This is a genomic window from Actinocorallia herbida (assembly GCF_003751225.1).
GTDB lineage: Bacteria > Actinomycetota > Actinomycetes > Streptosporangiales > Streptosporangiaceae > Actinocorallia > Actinocorallia herbida.
The window spans coordinates 8,262,333-8,283,517 of record NZ_RJKE01000001.1; the positions used below are offsets into that span (position 1 = coordinate 8,262,333).

Sequence of the window (21,185 nt, forward strand, 5' to 3'; positions counted from 1 at the left end):
GAACTCCAGGCTCAGATCGAGGTGGTGCGGCCGGCCCAGTACGGATCGCGGAGCTTGCGCTTCAGCAGCTTTCCGTTGGGTTCACGGGGCAGCGCGTCGGTGTAGTCGATCGTGCGCGGCCACTTCATCTTGGCGAGGCGGGGCTTCAGGAACTCGAAGATCTCCTCGGTGAGCGCGTCATCGGGCGCCACGCCGGCGGCGGGCTCGACGACCGCCTTGATCTCCTCGCCCCACTCCTCGTTCGGAATGCCGAAGACCGCTACGTCGGCGACCTTCGGGTGGAGGATGATCTCGTTCTCGATCTCGGCCGGGTAGATGTTCGCCCCGCCCGAGATGATCATGTCGGACTTCCGGTCGGACAGGAACAGGTGCCCGTCCTCGGTGAGGTAGCCGATGTCGCCGACGGTGAAGTAGTCGCGCAGGCGCTCCTTGGCCGTCTTCTCCGGGTCGCCCTTGTACTCGAACTGGACGCCGGCCATCTTCATGTAGATGGTGCCGGGGATCCGCGGCGGAACCTCCTCGCCGTTCTCATCGACGATGAGCAGCTCGGAGATCGGCCAGCGGGTGCCGACGGTGCCGGGATTGTCCAGCCAGTCCTGCGGCGAGGCGATCGTGCCGCCGCCCTCGGTGGCCGCGTAGTACTCCCAGATGCACAGGCCCCACCAGTCGATCATCTGCTTCTTGATCGGGACGGGACAGGGCGCCGCCGCGTGGATCGCCCACTTCATCGACGACACGTCGTACCGTTCGCGGGTCTCCTGCGGCAGCGTCAGCATCCGCTTGAAGTGCGTCGGCACCATGTGGGTGTTGGTGATCCGGTACTTCTCGATGACCCGCAGCGAGTCCTCGGCCTCCCACCTGTCCATGTAGACGAGGGTGTGGCCCATGTGCAGGGCCGAGCCGCCGAACTGGGTGACCGCCGTGTGGTAGTTCGGCGACGTCACCAGGTGCGCCTCGTGGCCGCCGCCCGCGGGGAGACCGGGGGTGTAGCCGAAGAACGTCAGCAGGAACGTCATCAGTTCCGCGCTGTCGTCGGGGTCGATGCCGGCCAGCGCGCGGCGCACGCCCTTGGGGCGCCCCGTCGTGCCCGACGTGTAGTGCATCGTCGCGCCGTTGCTGCGGTCCTCGGGCTTGATGTCCGGGACCTCGGCGACGAGCGTTTCGACCGGGGTGAAGCCGGGGACTTCACCGAAGGCGAAGCGGCGCGAGGCGTCGAGACCCGCCTCGTCCGCGCCGCGCACGCCCTCCGCGGCGTGCCGCTCGTGCACGAAGAACGCCTTGGCCTCGCTGTCGGCCACGATGTAGCCGATCTCGGGGCCGGTCAGATGCCAGTTGATCGGGGTGTAGTACCAGCCTGCCTGAAGCGCCGCGAGATACAGCACAAGGCCGTCGACCCCATTGGGGACGAGGCCGCAGATCCCGTCGTGCTTCTCCAGGCCCAGCCCGCGCAGTGCGTGGACGAGCCGGTTCGCGCGGGCGAGCAGGTCCCCCGCGGTGTGCTCGGTGCCGTCGGGGTCGACGGCCGCGATCCAGTCCGGATCCTTCTCCGCGAGCCGCCAGAAGCCCAGCGTGCCCATGACCATCTCCCTTGCACTCGGGGGTGGGGTGCCTGTGAGACTCAAGTCCAGAACCTGAGTAGATCACGTTCTAGTTTGAGTGGGCAAGGGGATGTTTTCTCTTGTTGTACTGCTGATCTCGAACTTAGAATCTGTTCTCGTTATAGATCTCGATCCGACTGTCACGGCCCGTCCGGGGCAGACGCGTTCCCGCCCCCGCGGCCCTAAGGAGCACCGACGATGCCTTCGATCCTGCCGATCAGCACCGCCCACTGCACCGTGGAGCAGGACGGCCCCGTGGTCATCGTGACGATGAACCGGCCGGAAGCCAAGAACGCGTTGAGCAGCGACATGCTCGTCGGCATGGCGGACGCCTTCGCCTACATCTCCGAGGACCCCTCCGTACGGGTAGGCGTCCTCACCGGAGCGGGCGGAGACTTCTGCGCGGGCGCGGACCTCAAGGCGATGGGCACCCCTTCACAGGACGAGCGGGTGCGGCAGCGGGCGTCGGAGATCACGAACTACCACTGGAAGGGCCTGCTGCGCGAAGCCGTCCCGACCAAGCCGATCATCGCCGCGATCGAGGGCTACGCCGTCGCGGGCGGCACCGAGCTCCTCCTCGGCACGGACCTCCGCGTCGTCGCCGAGGACGCGACCCTCGGCCTCTTCGAGGCGCGCCGCGGCCTGTTCCCGATGGGCGGCAGCGCCATCCGCCTCCCCCGCCAGATCGGCTACGCCGCCGCGATGGACATCCTCATCACCGCGCGCGAGGTGCCCCCGGCCGAGGCCCTGTCCCTCGGCCTCATCAACAGGGTCGTCCCCAAGGGCGAGGCGCTGAAGGTGGCCCTGGAGTTCGCCGAGGCCGTCGCCGCGAGCGCCCCCCTGTCCGTCCAGGCCATCCTGCGCGTCTACCGCGAGACCTCCCACCTCCCCGAGGAGGAGGCCCTCAAGATCCAGGACGAGATCGGCTGGAAGGTCATGGGCTCCGAGGACGCCAAGGAGGGCACCCGCGCCTTCCGCGAGAAGCGCCCCGCCGACTTCAAGGGCGCCTGACCACTCCCGTCCGGCGCCCCCTCCGCAGGCTGCTTGCCATTCATGTACGTGATTACGTACGCGGTGACGCGGCCCAACCGCGAGCCGGCCGTGGTGATCAGCCTGCGCGAGTACGAGTCCCTGAAGGAGACGGCGTTCCTGCTCGGCATCCCGGCTAATGCCCGCCGTCTCGCCGCCTCCATAGAGAGCTTGCCTTGCCCGGAGGGGAGGGTTCATGCATCCGATGTCCGCGAGCGAGTTCCGCTCGAACCTGGCCGCGGCCCTGGACCGCGTCACCGAGGATCTCGACGAGATCATCACTCGTCCCGGTCCGCGAGAGGGCGCAGCAGAACACCGGCTCCATCCGGTCCTCCGACCACACGCGCACCCTCCCTCGCATCGATTCTTCGCCTTAGATCGACATCCCAGCCGATTTGTTCGCTTTTCGGCCGGGTCGGGCCATATCCGGTTGTTACGCGCCAGTAGCGGTACGTCTTCTCACAGGAGGTTGATATGTCCGCTACCGAACGCACCCGATGGGCCGAGCGCCGCACCAACCCGGTAAGCCGCGCGATCGGCCTGATCACCTGGCTCGTCGTCGCCGTCCTCGTCATCGGCATGCTGCTCGTCTGGGCCGACGCCAACCAGGCCAACGACCTGGTGAACTTCATCCTCAACCTGGGCGAATGGCTCGCCGAACCCTTCGACGACGTCTTCACCCCCTCCGGCCACGACGCCGCCCTCTACCAGAACTGGACCCTGGCCGCCGTCGTCTACTGGGCCGTAGGCAGCCTCCTCGCCTACCTGACCCGCCGCTGACCCCGGCCCCCGACCGGGCCCCTGCGGGCACCCGTCCCGCCTTCATGAAGAAGGGCGGCCGCGCCGACCGCGCGGCCGCCCTTTCCGCATCCCTCTGCGGCCGGCCGCGGAAGGAAACGGAAAGGCGCCCCCCGGGGGGAGGGGGGCGCCTTGGGGTGGGAAGACCGGGGGGTCAGTCTTCGTCGTTGACGAGGGTGTTGAGGCGATCGGTGGCTTCGATGAACTCGGACATGAGGTCGTAGACGACCTGGGCGGTGGGCTTGACCTGGTTCATGGAGCCGACGATCTGGCCGACCGGGAAGGTGACGAGTTCGCCGTCGCCCGAGCGGGAGATGCGGCGGAGGGCGTCGGAGATGAGCATGAACTGCATGGGCATGGGGAGGTAGCCGGGGGACTTCTCCGACTCCCAGGCCTCGGTCCAGGCGGTCTTGAGGAAGCGGGCGGGCTTGCCCGTCCAGGCGCGGGAGCGGACCGTGTCGCGGCTGGTGGCCTTGAGCAGCTTGGGCATGGCCTGCTCGGGGGTGTCGGCCTCGTCGACGGTCAGCCAGATGCTGCCGGTCCAGACGCCTTCGGCGCCCAGGGCGAGGCCCGCGGCGACCTGACGGCCGCGGCCGATGCCGCCCGCGGCGAGGACGATGGCCTCGTCGCCGACCTCGTCCACGACGTCCGGGATGAGGACCATGGTGGAGATCTCGCCCGTGTGGCCGCCGGCCTCGGTGCCCTGCGCGACGATGATGTCGACGCCGACCTCGACCTGCTTGCGCGCGTGGTGCGCGCTGGAGGCCAGGCCCGCGACCTTCACGCCGTGCTGGTGGGCCAGCTCGACGACGTCGGCCGGGGGCGGGCCGAGCGCGTTGGCCAGCAGTGCGATCGGGTGCTTGAGCGCCACCTCGACCTGCGGCCTCGCCGTCTGGTCGGTCCAGCCGAGCAGGGCGCGCCCGGCGGTCTCCGTGGACGGCTCGACCCCGTGCTCGGTGAGCAGGCCCTCCAGGAAGTCCCGATGCTCCTGCGGGATCATCGACTGGAGTTTGCCCAGCAGTTCCTCGGCGTCGCCCAGGTCCGCGCCCTCGTACTTCGCCGGCATCACGACGTCCACGCCGTACGGCTTGCCGCCGACGTGCTCGTCGATCCACTTGAGCTCGAGCTCAAGTTCTTCCGGTGTGAAGTAGAGCGCTCCCAGCACGCCCATGCCGCCTGCGCGGCTCACCGCGGCGACCACGTCGCGGCAGTGACTGAAAGCGAAGATCGGGTACTCGATACCGAAGAGTTCGGTTACACGTGTCCGCACCCCCGCACTGTAAGCCGCGCGGGGGAGAAACTGCAACAGGTTCTATTTTGCTTTGGCCTGGGCCGCCGGGATCAAGGAACCGGTTCTACTTCGTCGCCTTCGCCTCGCGCGAGCCCCCGACCAGCGACAGGACGCCGCCCGCGATGAGCATGACGAGCCCGATGCCGAACGCGATGGCCGGAAGGGTGACCTCGACGCGGCTGATGTTGGCCGCGTAGGCCTCCGAACGGCTGACGAGCTTCTTCACGTCCTCGTCGCCGGTGACCAGGTCGGCCTTGACGAACGTGCCCTCGTGCCCGTCGGCGGTGCGCAGCGTCGAGTCCATGTTCTGCCGCAGCTTGACCGGCATGCCCGTGCGCGGGTCCACCCAGAAGGTGTTCTCCGACGAGTAGTACCTGTCGATCTTGGCCGGCTTGTCGTCCTTCTTCAGACCGACGACGGTCGGGTCGACCTTCTTCTTGGACTTGCCGATGAGGGTCTGCTCGACCTTCTGCTCGTACCGGTAGACCTCGACGCCGGAGATCGTCTCCACACCGGAGAAGACCGCGGGCCAGGTCCGGCCGGTCGGCAGGTCGAACACCTGGTACGTGCGCTGCTCGACCTTGCCGATCGGCAGCATCAGGCCATAGCCGCTCTGCTTGACCGAGGTGTCGCGGTCGAGCATCGCGCCCGCCTCGTTGGTGAGCAGGCCGGTCCGCCGGTCGGGCGAGAACTGGAACTCGATGAGGGAGAGCTGGCCCTTCTTCTGGCTCAGGTAGTAGGTGCCGATGAGGGCCAGGACGTCATCGGTGCCGTTGCGGACGTCGCCCGCGACACTGATCTGGCCCTTGACCTCCTGGTCGCGCTTGACCTTGTTGGTCGCCAGGTCGTAGAAGGCGCCGTCCGGCGCGACGAGCGTGATCCGCTCCTGGAAGTCCAACGGCGCGGCGACGACCTTGTCCGCGATGTAGAACCGGCAGAGCGGTGCGAGCGTCAAGAAGAACGCTCCGAGCATGACCAGCAGAAAGCCGCCCCGCCGCATCGACCGCACCTCCGGGTCTCGCGGAGCCCCCGGCAGCCCCGCATTACTGGGGCGTAACCCTACCGGAGGGGATATCCGCGACTCCTGGGTCAGACAAGTTGTTATCCGACCTACTCTCTTCCCGTGACACTCCGCCGGGCGCCCCTCCCCCCACTGCTCGGGCTCGGCGCCGGACTCCTGGTCCTCGGCCCCGCGCTCGCCCCCGGGTTCGTGCTGTCCTACGACATGGTGTTCGTGCCCGGCCCCGCCCTGACGGAGGCGATGCTCGGCCGGACCGGCGGCTTCCCCCGGCAGGTTCCCAGCGACGCCGTCGCCGCGGCCCTGTCCTTCGTGCCGTACAGCCAGCAGCTCATCCTGCTGTCGATCTTCGTCATCGCGGCCTGGGGCGTCGCGCGGCTGGTGCCGGGGCCGTGGCCGGGTAAGGCCGCGGCGGCGGTCTTCTACGTGTGGAACCCCTATGTCGCCGAGCGGCTGTTGCTGGGGCACTGGGCCCTGCTGCTCGGATACGCGGGACTGCCCTGGGTGCTGCGCGCGGTCCTGCGCCGGCGCGGGCTCTGGGCCGCGCTGATCCCCGCCGCGATAGGCGGGTTCGCCGCCATGAACCTCACCCTGCTCGTCCTGGTCGCGGGACTCATCGTGCTGCGCGGGCGGGGCGCCTTGAAAGCCTGCCTGACGTACCTCGCCTTCGCCTCCCCGTATCTGGTCCCCGCTCTGCTCTTCGCCTCGGGCACCGTTACGGACCCCTCCGGAGTGGACGCCTTCGCGGCCCGTGCGGACACCCCCTTCGGCACGTTCGGGAGCCTGCTGTCCCTGGGAGGCATCTGGAACGCCGAGGTCGTCCCGCCCGGGTACGGGCCCTTCCTGCCCGCCCTTCTCCTGCTCGTCTTCGTCTGTGCGTGCCTGATCTGCCTTGCCCGCGCCCGGACGCCCCTGAGCCGGGCCGCTCTCTACGCGGGGGCCACGGGACTCGCCTTGGCCTGCATCGGGATCACCGCACCTGGACGGGCCGCCTTGCGCGCTCTCATCGAGATCCAGCCTGCGTTCGGAGTCCTGCGCGACGGGCAGCTCTACCTGGGACCCCTCGCCCTTGCCGCCGCCCTTGGACTCGGTCGTCTCGCCTCCGTCCGGGCGCTGGCCCTTTTCGCGCCCGCCCTGCCCGTCATCCCCGTGCTACTGCTCCCCGGCCTCGCCTGGGGCGCCTTCGGCACGCTGTCCTCCGTCGACTTCCCCGACGACTGGCGCACCGCCCAGAAGATCATCAACGCCGATCCCGTCGCCGGCCCCGCCCTCTCCCTCCCGTGGGGGGCGTACCGGAGGCCGGACTGGAACGGGGGCCGGGCCGTCATGGACCCGCTCCCCCGGATGCTGGAGCGCCACGTCGTCTGGCACGACGGCTTCCGCGTCGGCGACGCCGTCCTGGCCAACGAGGACCCGCGCGCCGTCAAGGCCGCGAAGATCCTTGAGACGTCCGACGGACTCGCCGCTCCGCTCATCGCCGAGGGGTACCGATACGTCCTGATCACCAAGGACTCCTCCGCCGCGGCCCTTCGCGCCAGGCTCACCGGCGCCACACTGGTGTTCGAAGGCCCCACGCTGCTCGTCTTCCAGCTCCAGCACCCTGGATGATTCGGTATAAATGGCTCTACCCTGGCGCCCTCCGGGCAACTGAAAGGCCTCCGATGCGCATCCTCGTCGCGATCATCGCCGGCGTGCTGCTGGCGACCGGCTCCTCCGTGGCCATCGTCAACGCCGCCACGGCCAAGCCCGACCCCCGGCCACTGAACATCTACCCCTACGGCCAGCGTTAGCCGCCTTGGCGCTGTCATCGGGGACGGTCGACGACGCGGCACGACCCCTCGATGGAAGGGCCGTGCCGCGGCGGGTCGCGATCGTCAACTGGCGGGACCCGTGGCAGCGCGCGGCGGGCGGCGCCGAGCTCTACGCCTGGCGGATGGCCGAGCAGCTGAGGGACCGGGGCTCGGCGGTCACCTTCGTCACCGGCCGTGAGCCGGGCCAGCCCCGCGCCGAGGTCCGTGACGGCATCCGGATCGTGCGCCGGGGCGGCACCTTCTCCCGCTACCCCCTGGTCCTCGGCTGGCTGCTGCGCCACCGGACCGCCTTCGACGTCGCGATCGACTGCATGAACGGCGTCCCGTTCCTTTCGCCGCTGGCCCTCGCCCGGCGCACGAAGATCATCCTGCTGGTCCACCATGTCCACGACCGGCAGTTCTCGCTGTACTTCGGCAGGTTCCTCGCCGCCGTCGGCCGCACGATCGAGGGGCCGGTCGCCCGCAGGATCTACCGGAGCGGGCCCACCGTCGCCGTCTCCGCCTCGACCGCCCACGCGCTGCGCAGGCGGCTCCGCTGGGACGGCCCCCTCTACATCGTCCCGAACGGCGCGCCCTCCCCTGCTCCGCTTCCGCGCGGCACCTCTGCCGGGGACCCTTCACTCGTCACCGTCGGCAGGCTCGTCGCGCACAAGCGGGTGGACCGGCTGATCGAGGCCACCGCCGCGCTGCGCGCCGACCACCCCGGCGTCCACCTGCACATCGTGGGACGCGGCCCGGAGCACGCCGCGCTCGCCGCCCGGATCGACGAGCTGGGCCTCGCCGGCCACGTGACGCTGCACGGCTACCTGCCCGAGCCCGCCAAGGACGCCCTCCTCGCGGGCGCGGACCTGCACCTGTCCGCGTCCCGCTACGAGGGCTGGGGCCTGTCCGTCGTCGAGGCCGCCGCGTACGGCGTCCCGACGGTCTCCTACGACGTCGAGGGCCTGCGCGACGCGATCCGCGACGGTGAGACCGGCTGGCTCGCCAGGCCCGGCGAGGACCTCGCCGACGCCGTCCGCCGCGCCCTGGCCGAGCTCCAGGCGCACGGCCCCCGGTTCCACGCCGCCTGCCGGGGCTGGGCGGGCCGGTTCACCTGGGCGGAGAGCGGTGCGCGCATGCACCGCCTGATCATGGACGACCTCGATGCCTTCTGACGCTCGCGCCGGATCCGCCACGCGCACCGCGCGCGAGAAGGTCCACACCTGGGTCGGCGCCCTGGTCCTGACGACGCTGGCGTTCGTCTCCGCGCCGGGCCGGATCATCCCGGACACCAAGCTCGACATGGCGCTGAACCCCGGCGGCTTCCTCGGCCGGGCCCTGCACCTGTGGGACCCGTCGGGCGCCTTCGGCCAGGTTCAGAACCAGGCGTACGGCTACTTCTTCCCGATGGGCCCGTTCTACCTGCTCGGCGACGCGGTGCGGATGGCGCCGTGGATCACCCAGCGGCTCTGGCTGGCCCTCGTCCTGTGCACCGCCTACTTCGGCGTCCTGCGGCTCACCCGCGCGCTCGGCCTCGGCGGGCCGGGCGCCCAGCTCGTCGCGGCGTTCGCCTACGCGCTCGCGCCGCGCGCGCAGACCCTGGTCGGGATCAACTCCGCGGAGTTCTGGCCCACCGCGGTCCTGCCCTGGATCCTGCTGCCCCTGGTCACCGTACGGTCGCCGCGCAGGGCGGCCGCCCTTTCCGCGCTGGCTGTCGTGGCCTGCGGCGGCATCAACGCGACGGCGGTATTCGCGGTCCTCCTTGTCCCCGGCCTCTATCTGCTCTTCTACCGGCGGCGCCTCCTGCTCTGGTGGCTGCCGCTGACGGCCGCGGCCTCCTTCTGGTGGCTGATGCCGACCTTCCTCATGGGCCGGTACGTCTTCCCGTTCCTGCCCTACACCGAGACCTCCGCCACGACCACGGCGATCACCTCCCTGCCCAACGCGCTGCGCGGCGCTTCGCAGTGGGGGGCCTACCTTCCGGGCGGGTTCAGCCCGTGGTGGCCCGCCGGGAACCAGCTCGCCGGGAGCTGGTGGCTGATCCTGGCCACGGGGCTCGTCGCCGGGCTCGGCGTGCTGGGGATCCGGCGCTCGCGGCACCGGGTCTTCCTCGCCTCGACCCTGCTGCTCGGCCTCGCCGTCGTCGTCGCCGGGCACACCGGGACCCTGTTCTCCGGCGAGGTCCGCGACCTCCTCGACGGCCCACTCGGCCCGCTCCGCAACCTCCACAAGTTCGACGCGCTGATCCGCCTCCCCGTCGTCCTCGGCCTCGCCTCCCTGGCGGTCTCCGTGCCCTGGCGCCGGGTCGCCACCGTGCTCGTCGCGGCCTCCGCGCTCCCTGCCTTGACGCCCGGACTCGCCATCCCCGAGGCGCCCGTGAACGTCCCGGGGTACATGCGACAGGCCGCCGACTGGCTCAACGACCGGGACGGGACCGTCCTGTCCGTCCCGGGCCAGCAGTTCGGCCAGTACACCTACGGCCGGATGATGGACGACCCGCTCCAGTCGCTCCTCGACGGGCGCTGGGCGGGCCGGATGGTCGCCCCGGCCGGGTCGGTCGGCCTCGCCCGGCTGCTCCAGACGTTCGACGAGCGGTTCGCCTCCGGCCGGGGCTCCCCCGGCCTGGCCCAGGTCCTGGCCCGGATGGGCGTGCGGTACCTGTTCGTCCGCAACGACGTCGAGCGGGGCGTCCTCGGCGGCGCCTGGCCCGCCCGGGTGCACGACGCGATCGCCGCGATGCCGGAGGTGAGGCTCGCCGCGTCCTTCGGCAAGGACCAGGGCCAGAAGTTCACCAGCGCGACGAACTCCTTCGACCAGCGCTACCCGGCCGTCGAGGTCTACGAGATCCCCGCCGCCGCCTCGCGCGCGACGGTCCTGGAGGGCGCGCCCCTGCGCGTCTCCGGCGGCCCCGAGGCGCTCCTGGCGCTCGCCGACGAGGGCCTGCTCGACGACGGCCGCCCGATCGTGCTCAACGCCGGCGAAGGCACGGACGTCGCCTCCGACACGCTGCGCCGCCGCGAGCTGTCCTTCTCCGACCTGCGCGGCGGGGTCTCCCCGACGATGACCGCCGACCAGGAGTACCTCGGAACCACCCCCACCAAGGACTTCACCGAGCCCGGCTGGGCCGACGACCAGTCCGTCGCCGCGTACTCCGGCATCCGCGACGTCACCGCCTCCACCAGCGCCGCCGACGCCGGGGCCTCGCTCGGCGCCGGGCTCATGTCCCAGCACGCCTTCGCCGCCCTCGACGGCGACCCGGGCACCCAGTGGACCTCCGCGGGCTGGGGCGGCGCGGTCGGCGAGTGGCTGGAGGTCGGGTTCGAGCGGGCCAGGACCCCTTCGACGGTCGATGTGGCCTTCGCCGTCAGCGATCTGCTCGGGCCCTCGGTGTCGCGGGTGACCGTCGAGACCGACGCGGGAAGCCTCACCCAGGACGTCCGCAAGACCCGCAGGTCGCAACGGCTCAAGGTCCCCGAGGGGCCGACGACCCGGCTGCGGATCGAGATCGCGGCGATCCGGACGAAGAACCCGTTCCCCCTCGGCACCCGGGCGGCGATCACCGAGCTGCGCGTGCCCGGGGTGACGCCGCAGCGGGCGATCGCGCTGCCCCGCAGCGGCTCGACGGTCGTGTTCACCGGCCTGAACGGGTACACGCCCGGCTGCATGCAGGGCTCCGAGGGCTGGGTGTGCTCGGGGTACCTCGCCGCCCAGGGCGAGGAGGGCGGCGGGTTCGTCCGCACCTTCACGCACCTCGGCGGCGAGACCCGGCTGACGGGCGGTGCGATCGTCTCCGACCCCGGGCTCGTCGCGGAGTACACCGGCGCCGACGGCGTCCGGGCCTCCTCCACCCTCGTCGACGACGCGCCGGCCCAGCCGAGATCCGCCTTCGACGGCGACCCGGCCACCGCCTGGACCGCCGAGCTCGGCGACGAGGACCCTTCGCTGACGCGCGAGTTCGCTTCCCCGGTCACGCTTTCGGAGCTGCGGTTCGACTTCGCCGCCGAGCGCGGCATCACCCGGGTGACGGTCACCGGCGATGACGGCGAGGCCCAGGAGGCGCTCATCTCGGCCAAGGGCGTCGTCCGGTTCGCCCCGATCCGGACCAGGACGCTCACCCTCGAGTTCCCCGGTGCGCCCGCGATCCAGATCGCGGAAGTGACCGGCCCAGGGCTGCCGACGCTGGCGACCCCGAAAGCGGTCCCGGATTCTTGCGGCTCCGGGCCGACCTTCACCCTTGACGGCTCCCGGGTCCGGACAAGGCTCGTCGACGCACCCGCCGCCGACGTCCTCGCCGGACGGTCGGTCCGCTTCGTCTCCTGCCGCACGGTCCCGCTCAAGGCCGGGGAGCGGACCCTCGCCCTTGAGCCGGGCTCCTTCCTCGTCGCGACGGCGGCGCTCCGGCCCGCCGCGCAGACCCCGGCCGCGTCGACGGCCAAGGCGGCGGAGACCACCCGGTGGGAGGCGACCTCCCGGACCGCGGAGGTCCAGACGACGACGGGCGGCTACCTGAGCGTCCCGGAGAACTTCAACGAAGGCTGGACCGCCGTCCTCGACGGCGTCACCCTGCGCCCGGTCGTCCTGGACGGCTGGCGGCAGGGCTGGGAGCTGCCCGCGGGCGCGTCCGGGACCGTCGAGCTCACCTACGGCCCCGACCGCCTCTACCGGCTGTGCCTCCTGGCAGGGCTGGGACTCGTCCTGCTCGTCGCGCTGCTCGCCGCCCTTCCCGGACGGCCCGGTGCGCCCGCCCGGCAGCCCCGCGACCGGGACCTGCGCTGGGGCGGCGCGGCCTTCGGCCTGTGGACCGCGGGCCCGCTCGGCCTCGTCGCCGCGCTCGCCGCCCTGGGCGCGGCCCGCCTCCTACGACCGCGCAGGCTCCCCGACGCCCTTCTCGTCGCCCTCGCGGGCCTCTCGGCCGGGTCCCTCGTCCTGGCCGCCTACCTCTACCCGCGCGGCCTCGCCGTCCTCTACGGGCCGCTCTCCGAGCAGGTCCCGGCGGTCCTGTGCGTCCTGCTCGCGGTGCTGCTCCTGACGCCGCCGCCGCGCCAGCCGCTGGGCGGGCTGCTCGACGAAGACATGGCTGAGCAGCGCGAGCATCAGCCCGAACAGCACGGTGACGAACAGGACGAGCCAGAAGTCGAGCCGGTACATGTCGCGGCCGGTGAGCCGGTACCAGCCGTCGATCACCAGTGAGTGCCACAGCAGCAGCCCGTAGGAGATCAGCCCGAGCTGCCGCATCGCCGGGTTGGCCAGCAGCAGGCGGGTGAGCGGCTGCTCCGGGGCGAGCGCGGCGGGCGCGACCACCGCGGCGGAGATCACCACGGCCAGCACGATGAACACCGTGTACTGGTCGGCGGTCTGCGCGCCGTCGAGCGGGGTCACCAGCGGCGTCGAGCCCAGCGCCATCAGGCACAGCGCGAGGACCCACCCGATGCCCGGGGAGCTCCCCACCGCGGCGCTGAGGCGGTTCGGACGCTCGGCCAGGACGGCGACGGCCATGCCGACGGCGAAGTACATCAGCGACCTGGGCAGCAGGTGCTCGTTGTAGAACAGGAAGATCATCGGGTCCTGCCCGAAGATCGTGCCGAGGTACTCCAGCCGTCGCACCACGAACGTCTCGGCCACCGAGAGCGCGAAGAGCACGCCGATGCCGGAGAGCAGACGGCGGGAATCGCCCCGCGCGAACCTGCGCAGGCCCGCGGCGAACAGCGGCAGCAGCAGGTAGAAGGTCACCTCGGTCGAGAGGCTCCAGATCGGGCCGAGCGCCGTCGGCCCGGACGCGCCGAGCTCCCACTCCGGGTGCAGGTCGTAGTTGTGGGTGAGGGTGGCCATCTTCAGCCACAGCCACAGATCGCCCGCATCTTCGGGGTTGAGGAGGATCATCCCGAACGGGAGCATCACCCAGTAGGCGGGCAGGATGCGCAGCGCCCTGCGGCGCAGGTACTCGCCGGTGCGCGGCGACGGGGTCCCGGCCAAGGCGGCCCGCGCGTACGGCCGGTACAGCAGGTAGCCGGAGAGCACGAAGAAGATCGGGACGCCGACCGAGAACATGTTGAGGATCCGCCACTGGAGGTCGGGCAGGGTCAGCATGGCGGTCGGGCCCGCCACGTGGATGACCACGACCAGGGCGATGCCGAGGCCGCGCAGCCCGTCCAGCGCGGCGAGGTGCCCGGTGGACGTCCGGGCCGGCTTCGGTGCGGCCACGCCACCTCCTGGGGGATCTCCTGGGGAATCGGACTAGTTTGCCCTGTCGCGGGAAGTGCCGGGGACCTTCCGGGCCATGAGCCGGCACCGCTCGCACCCGGCCGCAGTCTCCGTCAGGTTTCGATCTGGCATCGCATCAGGAAGCACAGCCCGCTCAGCCGACCCGTTCGTTTCCCGGCCGAGTACTGTTTCCCAGGACGAGGTATCTGAATTCGGTACTCTTCCGGCACCATTCCTGGGCGCGCTGACCGCAAGAGGCCGATCACGGCAAGCATTGTTACCGACGGGTCATGTGGTGTTGAATCGGTGCCCTGACCCCCCAGGAGGAACACCGTGGATCGTCGTACCGACCGCACCGTCGGCCTGGTCACGATCATCGCCATGGCCTTGGTCCCCGCCGCGGCCCTCGGCTTCGTGCGCCCCGGCGCCGCCTTCGACGGCGGCACCCCGGCGGAGACCTCGATCACCCCGGTCGCCGAGGACTACCCCGGCGCGCCCAAGCCCCTGAAGACCAAGGCGCCGCCCGAGCCCGCCGCCGCCCCGCCGGCCCCGGCCCTCCCCGTGACGGTGCCCCAGGCTCCGGGCACGACCGGCACGCCGCCCGCGCAGCTCACCTCCTTCGACCGCCAGATCGGCACCCTGCGGATCCTGCCCACCGGCACGGAGCAGATCCAGGAGACGGCGACGTTCACGCTCAAGCCGAAGTTCACGATGAAGTCGACGAGCGTGCGCAGCAAGCTGAACGGCAAGAACTGGAAGAAGGTCAGCACCACCGTCGTCACCGTGAAGGGCAGGGTGATGACGACGAAGGTCGGCGACCAGCCCCTCGAGCGCGAGACCCTCACCAAGGCGCAGCTCGACGAGATGAAGCGGCAGGCCGACCCCCGCTTCCTCACCAATCAGATCAAGGACCTTCCGGGCATCAACACCCAGTTCGACAAGAAGACCAAGATCTACAAGCACACGATCGACCTGACCGCGGGCGGCAACTTCATCCAGTACCTGCCCGAGGACGTCGCCTCCCTCATCCCGGCCGGGGTCGAACTCCTCGGCGCCGATCTCGAGGCCTACTCCGACACCAAGGACCACCTGGTGATGGCCTCGCTCAACGGCGCGAGCACCGTCGGCGCCGTCGGCATCGGCGTCATCCACTCGAACATGAGGTAGGCCCCCGGGGCGGCCCTCTGACCGCCCCGGACGGGCTCGCTCACGCGTCCCGTGGAAGGCCCAGGATGCGTTCGCCGATCACGTTGAGGTTGATCTCGGTGGTGCCGCCGCCGATCGTCATCGCGCGGGACGCCAGCAGGTAGCGGGTCCACCTGGCCCGGAGCGGGCTCTTCCAGCCGCCCGTCAGGACGCCGTCCGCACCGAGCAGTTCGTAGCCGAACTCCGTCACCCGCTGGCCGTGCTCCATCGCGACGAGCTTGCGAACGGTCGCGGTCGCGCCCGGGTCGGTGCCCGAGAGCTGCTTCATGGTCGCGCGGAGGCCGAGGAGCTGGAAGGCGTGCTCGTCGGCGGCGAGCGCGCCGAGGCCGCGGCGCACGACGGGGTCGTCGGCGAGGCCGAGCTCGCCGATCAGCCTGACCAGCTTCGGCAGGTCGCCGCCGAGCTGGAACGACGAGGTGAGGCCGACCCGCTCGTTCGCGAGGGTGTTCCTGGCGACCTGCCAGCCCGCCCCGACGGGGCCGACGACCAGGTCGTCGGAGACGAAGACCTGCTCCAGGAACACCTCGTTGAACACCGCGTCGCCGGTCGCCTCCCGCAGCGGGCGGATCTCGACGCCGGCCGAGGCCATGTCGACGAGGAAGTAGGTGATGCCCTCGTGCTTGGGCGCGTCGGCGTCGGTGCGGGCCAGGCAGATGCCCCAGGCGGCCTCGCGGGCCAGGGACGTCCAGATCTTCTGGCCGGTGATGAGCCAGCCGCCCTCGGTGCGCTCGGCGCGGGTGCGCAGGCCCGCGAGGTCGGATCCGGAACCGGGCTCGGAGAACAGCTGGCACCACAGGAAGTCGCCGCGGAACGTCGGCGGCAGGAACCGCTCCTTCTGCTCCTCGGTGCCGTACTGCACCAGCGAGGGCACCACCCAGGCGCCGATGAGCAGCGGCACCGCCTTCACCTTGGCCGCCTTGAGCTCCTGGGAGATCACGACCTGCGCCAGGGCTCCCGCGTCGCGGCCCCAGGGCTTCGGCAGGTGCGGGGTCACCCAGCCGCCCTCGGCCATCGCCCGGCGACGCGCGGTCTCGTCGAGCTCGGCGAGCTCGGCGACCTGCGCCCTGACCTCCGCGCGCAGCGGCTCGGCCTCCGCGGGCAGCTCCAGCGCCATCTCGCGGCGGACCCCGGCGAGGGCGAGCGCGGCCAGGCGGTCCTCCGGGGAGTCCGCCTTGTCGCCCTTCACCAGCGCGCGCAGGGTGAGCGCGCGGCGGTAGACGAGGTGGGCGTCGTGCTCGTAGGTGTAGCCGATGCCGCCGTGCGTCTGGATGTTGTCGGACGCGCAGGAGACCGCGGCGTCGGCCGCGAGGACCGCCGCGGCGGCGACCGCGTAGGGGTCGAGGGAGCGGGCGGCGTCCCAGACCGTCGCCCTGGCCCGCTCCACGAGCACCTGCATGCGCGCCAGCTTGTGCTTGACGCCCTGGAACTGGCCGATGGGACGGCCGAACTGCTCCCGCAGCTTCGCGTACGCGACGGCGTCGTCGAGCGCCCGTCCGGCGACCCCACAGGCTTCCGCGCCAAGGACGACCGCCGCAAGCGCGCTTACGTCGCCCACTCCCTTGACGGGTGGGGCCGCGACAATCTCGACCGTGACGGCCGCGATGCCCCGGGTGAGGTCGAGCGCCTCCTGCGGGGTGACGGTCACGTCGGCGGCGTCCAGCAGGACCCACTCGTCGCCCACGGGCAGCAGGAAGAGGTCGGCGCCCTCCCCTGCCAGGACGGTCGCGGCGGTGCCGGAGACCGTGTCGCCGTCGCGGACGAGGGCCGCGGTCAGCGCGACGGCCGCGGTGCGCGACCCGTCGGCGAGGGCGGGCAGGACGTCCGCGGCGGCCGGGGAGTCCGCGAGGAGGGCCGCCGCGAGGACCGTCGGGGTGTACGGGCCGGGGACCAGGCCGCGGCCCAGCTCCTCCAGGGCCACCGCGAGTTCGACGAGGCCGAAGCCCTGGCCGCCGTGCTCCTCGGCCACGTGGAGGCCCAGGAGGCCCTGCGCGGCGAGCGCGGCGGCGAACGGCGGCCGCGGCAGCCCGGCCCGCACCTCGGCGGCCTCGACGTGCCGTGCGACGAAGCCGCGGACGGACGCGGCAAGCGCCTCGTGCTCCTCGTTGAGTCCGATCGCCAATGAAACCAGCTCCTCACCACTTGAGAGTAAGGAGCAGGTTACTAGAATCCGGTTCGGTGACCGGTGCCGGGCCCGTCCCGGATCCCGGATCAGCCGACGCGCAGGCCGTCCACGACCGCGTTGATGTCGGGCCACAGGTTCTTGGCGGTGTTCGGCATCGACATGAACAGCAGCGACGGGCTCTTCTTGCCGGTGTCCACGAGCGCGGTCACCACGATCTCGCTCTTGGCCCGGATGGGCGTCCGGTCGAAGCTGAACTGGGACGCCACGAGCCAGCCCTTGCCGCCCTCCAGCTTCAGTTCCTGGGAGGCGATCGGCTTGTTCTTGTGCGGGAACCGGTAGAGCTGGTCCTCAAGGCCCGAGGCGACGAGCTCGGTCTTCTCCTGGAGGGACGAACCGGACGCCGTCAGCCGCTTCTCGACGGGGCCGAGCGGCTTGGACAGGATCGTCCCGTACCAGAGCTGGGTGCCCTTCTGCTCGGTCACCATGATCTGCTGGCCGGACCAGCCCGGCTGGAAGAGCTTGTTCTTCTTGGTCGGGACCGTCCACTTGCCGCCGAACGCGGGGTACGTCAGGCCCGCGTTCGCGTCGGCGACCGCACCGGCGACCGGCGACCCGGCGCCCTTGAACGCCTTCAGCGGCTTCAGCGGGTGCGCCTCGGGGTCCTGGGTCAGCGTCGGCACGGGGGCCTTGGTCGTCGCCGAGGGGCCGACCCTGGCGTCACCGCCGTCGTCGGCCGAGCCGTCCTCCTTCAGCACCATGACGCCGAGGGCGATGAACGCGACGAGGGCGACCGCGCCCATGCCGGCGAAGACGTACGTGCGGCCGCGGTCGCGGCGCATCTCGCCCTCGTCGAATCCGGCGTTCTGGACGCCGGCCTGCTTGTTGGCCTCGGTCTCCTCGCGCATCCATTCCGGCATGCGCCAGTTGCCGCTGGAGGGGATGCCCGCCTTGACGGGCCCCTCAGGACCCGACATGTCGACGCCCGCGTACCCGGCGACCCCGGGCCCGTCGTCGAGCCCGCCGAAGTCCTCGCCGCGATCACCGGATTCCGGATATCCGGAATCGGGATATCCGGCGCCCTCGGCCGTGGTCCCCGCGGCGACCACCGGCCGCTCACCGGACGCGTACGCGCTCTCCGCGACGACGTCCCCGCCGACCACCGGATTCTCGGCTCCCGAACGGGTAGGCTCGGCGAACACCGGCTGCGGTCCCGTCCGAGGCTCTACCGCCTCTTCACCTTCACTGCGCACGGCGCCACTTTCGGCCTCGTTTTCCGGACGCCCCGAAAGCTCCCCCTGATCGGACATGCGGCACAGGCTACGCGAAGATCAAGATTCTGGACGCCGCGAGTCGATAACAACTTAGAACCCCCCTCCCCCGCGCCCCCCAAACCCCCCATAACCCCCACCCAAGTGCTCAACAACACACCCCAAACCCCACCAAACCACCCCGACACACCCACCCCCACCTCCCCCACCTCCCGCAAAGCCCCCCACCCTGACCCCGCACAACGCAGAACCCACAACACGAGCCACCAGTTCCACAGCACCCAGCACCCCCGGCCCCCTCACCGGCCGCCCCGAGCGCACACCCCCCTCAGCCACGCCGAAGACACCCGGCCCGCCACCCGATGGCGCATGACCCCCCATGCCCCGTACCGGGAACGCACAGGCCCGACACGTCCAGGGCCGCCGGGCCGGGCGAAGCCCGACCCCCACGCCAGGCCGCGCAACACGCCGAGCCCGACCTGGCACAGAGCGCACGAGGCACGATGCCCAGCGCGGCGCCTCAGGTTCGCCGGGCAAAGCTCGCAGGGCGAGAGACCTCGCCCCCTGGCGCTCTTGCGACCCGATCCCCCGAGCACGCAGAGCCCGGAACGCGAGACCCGAGGGCCGCGAGACCCGAGACTCGGGGGCGCGAGGGGCGCGAGACCCAAGGGGCGGGGGCGCGAGGGGCGGGGCCCCGCGCGAGGAGGAGCGGAACTCAAGGCGGGTGAAGCGAGGCGGAGCAGGCGCGCGGGCGCAAGGTACTCGGGGCGCTGGAAGGCCGCCTTGGGGGTCCAGGTGAGGCCGCCCGCGGGGTGGGGAGCACCTTGACGAGGCCGAGGCTCGCGAGGTCGAAGTCGCGGGAGGCTCGTCGGAGTGCACGGGATGTGAGACGGGCGAGGCGGGAGGCTCCGTTGCCTGGAACCCTCGCGGCGACGAGAGCCACCCGGCGAGAAGCCGGGCGGCGCGCGTCCGGGGCGTCGGCGGGGACGGACACGAGGTAAGAGCCCCCCACCACCTGACGCTCCGGCGGCCTCGCCACCCATGCGCGCAAGCCCCGCACAGCGACGAAAGGCGCAGCGAAGTCCGACGACGCTGACCGGCGCGCCGCGAAGCCCGGCGCGGCGCGGAACACGCGAGGGAACAGCGCGGGGAAGCCCAGGGCCAGGCGGGCAGGGACGAATCGGGATGCACGGCACGGAACACGCGAGAGGGCAGCACGGGGAGACCCAACCCGGGTAAACCCTCAGCAAGTACGACATAAGCCCGACTCCCCCAAGCCCACACGCCCAAGAAGCTCAGCCAACGCCCCCACCAGCCCCCCGCGCACCTCCCCACCCACCAGCCAACGCCCCCACCAACCCGCCGCGCCCACACCTCCCGCACCCCCCGCGCACCTCCCCTCGCGTCACCCGATGCCCCTTCCTCCTTGCCCGTGAGCCCAGCGCTCAGCGCCCCCGCCGCTGCGCGGGTGTCGCGCGCAGCGACCGCCGCCCACAGGTACCCCGGCCACTCGATGCCACCGGCTGCTCGGCGTGCTCGTCGGCGAGGCGGATGCGCCCACAGCACCGATGTCCGCGAAGGATCCCGGTCCGCCGGCACCCCCGGAGTCCCGCGGCGAGCTCGGCGCGAAGTCCGCCCCGGCCCAGGCATGAAGCCCCGGTGCCGGGTGGGGCACGCACGAAGCCGGGCACGAGGCGCGGCACGTGCGAGACACGGCCCGGCATGAAACCTCGAGCCGTGCGGGGCGGGGCGGGGAATGAGCGAAGCCGGGTGTGCGGCGGGGGTGCGCGGCCTGGCTTCGCTGCGCCCTTCGTTGCCGTGCCGGGTGTCTTCGGCGTGGCTGACGGAGCTGCGTGCTCGGGTGTCGGGGTCGCCAGGCCGCTCGGTACCGGGTCCTGTTCTGGCCGTGCCGGGGATCGGGGCAGGCCGGGCAGCGTGGCGGGCCCCACCCGGCACCCGGCCTCGCGGTGCCGATTCACTCGGCACGCGCCCTGACCCCGCCGCCGCGGGGCGGGTCGGGGTTCGGGCCTTGCGGTATGCGCGCGAAGACCACGTCTCGCGAGGGCGGTGCGGACTCGCTTCGCTTCGGGCTTCGAGGCCCCTCCGCGTGGTCGTCGCGCGGTGGGGTCGGGCGCGGGTCGGCCTCGGTGCGCTCTTCGTCGTCGTGAGGGGGTTGCGCGGTCGGGTGCCGAGGCCGCCGGGCGCAGGTAGTGGGAAGCCGTTCGGGTCGTGCCTCGTCTTGCCGCTGCGGGTTTCGTCGCGCTGAGCCTGCTCGGGACTTCCGGCCTGGTGGCTTGCGCGCCGGCTCACGCGCTGGGCTTCGTGCCTTGGGGTGGGGAAAAGAGAAGCGCCCTCCACGGGTGGTGTGGAAGGCGCGACGATCATGGGGGTGCGGGAGTCGTGGGGGCGCGCCCGAGGCCGGAGGCCTTGGGCGCGCGAACACGGCTTGTTCATCGGTGGAGGTGCAGGGAATCGAACCCTGGTCCTACAGCAGTGAGACAGGTCTTCTCCGGGCGCAGCCTTGCTTGGCGTTTTCTCAGCCCCAGTGCTCTTGCAGGCTAGTCACTGACAGGCTCAGTCGCTGTTTGGTTTCCCCACCTCCCCCGCGACCGGGGCGGTGGGTTGAGTCTCCTCACGATGCCGGATCCTAGGTCGGAGACTCTCCTAGGCCGACAGAGTCGCTACTCGCCTCAGGCGGCGAGGGCGAACTCAGTGCGCTTAGAGTTGGCACTTATTGGTTTGCGATCTCGGGATTTACGAGGTCGTGATCGCAACCCTCGGCCCGCTTCTCCTGGCACGACTACCGCAGTCGAAACCAGTCACCCCCATGTTCAGTTATCAACAGCCCAATCGTATCTGCTCAA

The 21,185-nt window shown here is 71.4% G+C and carries 13 protein-coding genes, 1 other RNA gene and 1 pseudogene; 8 read left to right on the top strand and 7 right to left on the bottom strand.

What is annotated here, in order from left to right; genetic code table 11:
- Window positions 1-11 precede the first annotated feature (11 nt).
- On the bottom strand, window positions 12-1,577 hold the full coding sequence (locus tag EDD29_RS37555; RefSeq protein ID WP_123668947.1) for an acyl-CoA synthetase: 1,566 nt from the start codon (window positions 1,575-1,577) through the stop codon (window positions 12-14).
- 219 nt (window positions 1,578-1,796) lie between these two features.
- Here EDD29_RS37555 and EDD29_RS37560 point away from each other — a divergent pair, with 219 nt between their 5' ends.
- Genes EDD29_RS37560 through EDD29_RS37570 form a run of 3 tightly spaced genes read left to right on the top strand, consistent with a single transcriptional unit; the run spans window position 1,797 to window position 3,407 of the window.
- Window positions 1,797-2,609: a crotonase/enoyl-CoA hydratase family protein gene (locus EDD29_RS37560; RefSeq protein ID WP_123668948.1), complete on the top strand. Its 813-nt coding sequence runs from the start codon at window positions 1,797-1,799 to the stop codon at window positions 2,607-2,609.
- A gap of 42 nt (window positions 2,610-2,651) precedes the next feature.
- Window positions 2,652-3,074, top strand: a complete 423-nt coding sequence (locus tag EDD29_RS37565) for a type II toxin-antitoxin system Phd/YefM family antitoxin (protein WP_211360133.1) — start codon at window positions 2,652-2,654, stop codon at window positions 3,072-3,074.
- A 27-nt stretch (window positions 3,075-3,101) separates the two neighbouring features.
- Window positions 3,102-3,407, top strand: coding sequence for a hypothetical protein (locus EDD29_RS37570; RefSeq protein ID WP_123668949.1), 306 nt, complete (start codon window positions 3,102-3,104; stop codon window positions 3,405-3,407).
- A gap of 172 nt (window positions 3,408-3,579) precedes the next feature.
- Here the strand turns inward: EDD29_RS37570 and EDD29_RS37575 are convergent, their stop codons facing one another.
- Entirely contained in the window at window positions 3,580-4,695 is a 1,116-nt protein-coding gene (locus EDD29_RS37575) for an NAD(P)H-dependent flavin oxidoreductase (protein ID WP_123668950.1), read from the bottom strand.
- Between the two features lie 85 nt (window positions 4,696-4,780).
- Window positions 4,781-5,716, bottom strand: coding sequence for a cell envelope lipid trafficking protein PgfA (gene pgfA / locus EDD29_RS37580; RefSeq protein ID WP_123668951.1), 936 nt, complete (start codon window positions 5,714-5,716; stop codon window positions 4,781-4,783).
- 123 nt (window positions 5,717-5,839) lie between these two features.
- Here pgfA and EDD29_RS37585 point away from each other — a divergent pair, with 123 nt between their 5' ends.
- From EDD29_RS37585 to EDD29_RS47430, 4 genes and pseudogenes are all read left to right on the top strand, one after another.
- Window positions 5,840-7,342: an MmpA family trehalose lipid delivery protein gene (locus EDD29_RS37585; RefSeq protein ID WP_123668952.1), complete on the top strand. Its 1,503-nt coding sequence runs from the start codon at window positions 5,840-5,842 to the stop codon at window positions 7,340-7,342.
- A gap of 53 nt (window positions 7,343-7,395) precedes the next feature.
- Window positions 7,396-7,524, top strand: coding sequence for a hypothetical protein (locus EDD29_RS47910; protein ID WP_281280981.1), 129 nt, complete (start codon window positions 7,396-7,398; stop codon window positions 7,522-7,524).
- A 5-nt stretch (window positions 7,525-7,529) separates the two neighbouring features.
- Window positions 7,530-8,699 (top strand): glycosyltransferase family 4 protein, encoded by a 1,170-nt coding sequence (locus tag EDD29_RS37590; protein ID WP_246053203.1) that lies wholly within the window; start codon window positions 7,530-7,532, stop codon window positions 8,697-8,699.
- Window positions 8,689-10,590, top strand: a pseudogene (locus EDD29_RS47430) (alpha-(1->3)-arabinofuranosyltransferase domain-containing protein); the annotation flags it as partial. The gene EDD29_RS37590 and the pseudogene EDD29_RS47430, both read left to right, overlap by 11 nt.
- A 1,791-nt stretch (window positions 10,591-12,381) precedes the next feature.
- Here EDD29_RS47430 and EDD29_RS47435 read toward each other — a convergent pair.
- On the bottom strand, window positions 12,382-13,725 hold the full coding sequence (locus tag EDD29_RS47435; RefSeq protein WP_123668954.1) for an acyltransferase family protein: 1,344 nt from the start codon (window positions 13,723-13,725) through the stop codon (window positions 12,382-12,384).
- Window positions 13,726-14,058: 333 nt separating this feature from the next.
- Here EDD29_RS47435 and EDD29_RS37605 point away from each other — a divergent pair, with 333 nt between their 5' ends.
- Window positions 14,059-14,892: a hypothetical protein gene (locus tag EDD29_RS37605; RefSeq protein WP_123668955.1), complete on the top strand. Its 834-nt coding sequence runs from the start codon at window positions 14,059-14,061 to the stop codon at window positions 14,890-14,892.
- A 40-nt stretch (window positions 14,893-14,932) separates the two neighbouring features.
- On the opposite strand, the gene EDD29_RS37610 is transcribed toward EDD29_RS37605, so the two are convergent.
- The 3 genes from EDD29_RS37610 to ssrA form a co-directional block, all read right to left on the bottom strand.
- On the bottom strand, window positions 14,933-17,050 hold the full coding sequence (locus EDD29_RS37610; RefSeq protein ID WP_123668956.1) for an acyl-CoA dehydrogenase family protein: 2,118 nt from the start codon (window positions 17,048-17,050) through the stop codon (window positions 14,933-14,935).
- An 89-nt stretch (window positions 17,051-17,139) separates the two neighbouring features.
- Window positions 17,140-18,213 (bottom strand): hypothetical protein, encoded by a 1,074-nt coding sequence (locus tag EDD29_RS37615; RefSeq protein WP_123668957.1) that lies wholly within the window; start codon window positions 18,211-18,213, stop codon window positions 17,140-17,142.
- A 2,562-nt stretch (window positions 18,214-20,775) separates the two neighbouring features.
- Window positions 20,776-21,148, bottom strand: a transfer-messenger RNA (tmRNA) gene (ssrA, locus tag EDD29_RS37620).
- Window positions 21,149-21,185 lie beyond the last annotated feature (37 nt).

Excerpts from the sequence above, each read along its gene's own strand:
- pgfA (WP_123668951.1), bottom strand. The coding sequence starts at position 5,716 with ATGCGGCGGGGCGGCTTTCTGCTGGTCATGCTCGGAGCGTTCTTCTTG.
- EDD29_RS47910 (WP_281280981.1), top strand. The coding sequence starts at position 7,396 with ATGCGCATCCTCGTCGCGATCATCGCCGGCGTGCTGCTGGCGACCGGC.
- EDD29_RS37570 (WP_123668949.1), top strand. The coding sequence starts at position 3,102 with ATGTCCGCTACCGAACGCACCCGATGGGCCGAGCGCCGCACCAACCCG.
- EDD29_RS37565 (WP_211360133.1), top strand. The coding sequence starts at position 2,652 with ATGTACGTGATTACGTACGCGGTGACGCGGCCCAACCGCGAGCCGGCC.
- EDD29_RS37560 (WP_123668948.1), top strand. The coding sequence starts at position 1,797 with ATGCCTTCGATCCTGCCGATCAGCACCGCCCACTGCACCGTGGAGCAG.
- EDD29_RS37555 (WP_123668947.1), bottom strand. The coding sequence starts at position 1,577 with ATGGGCACGCTGGGCTTCTGGCGGCTCGCGGAGAAGGATCCGGACTGG.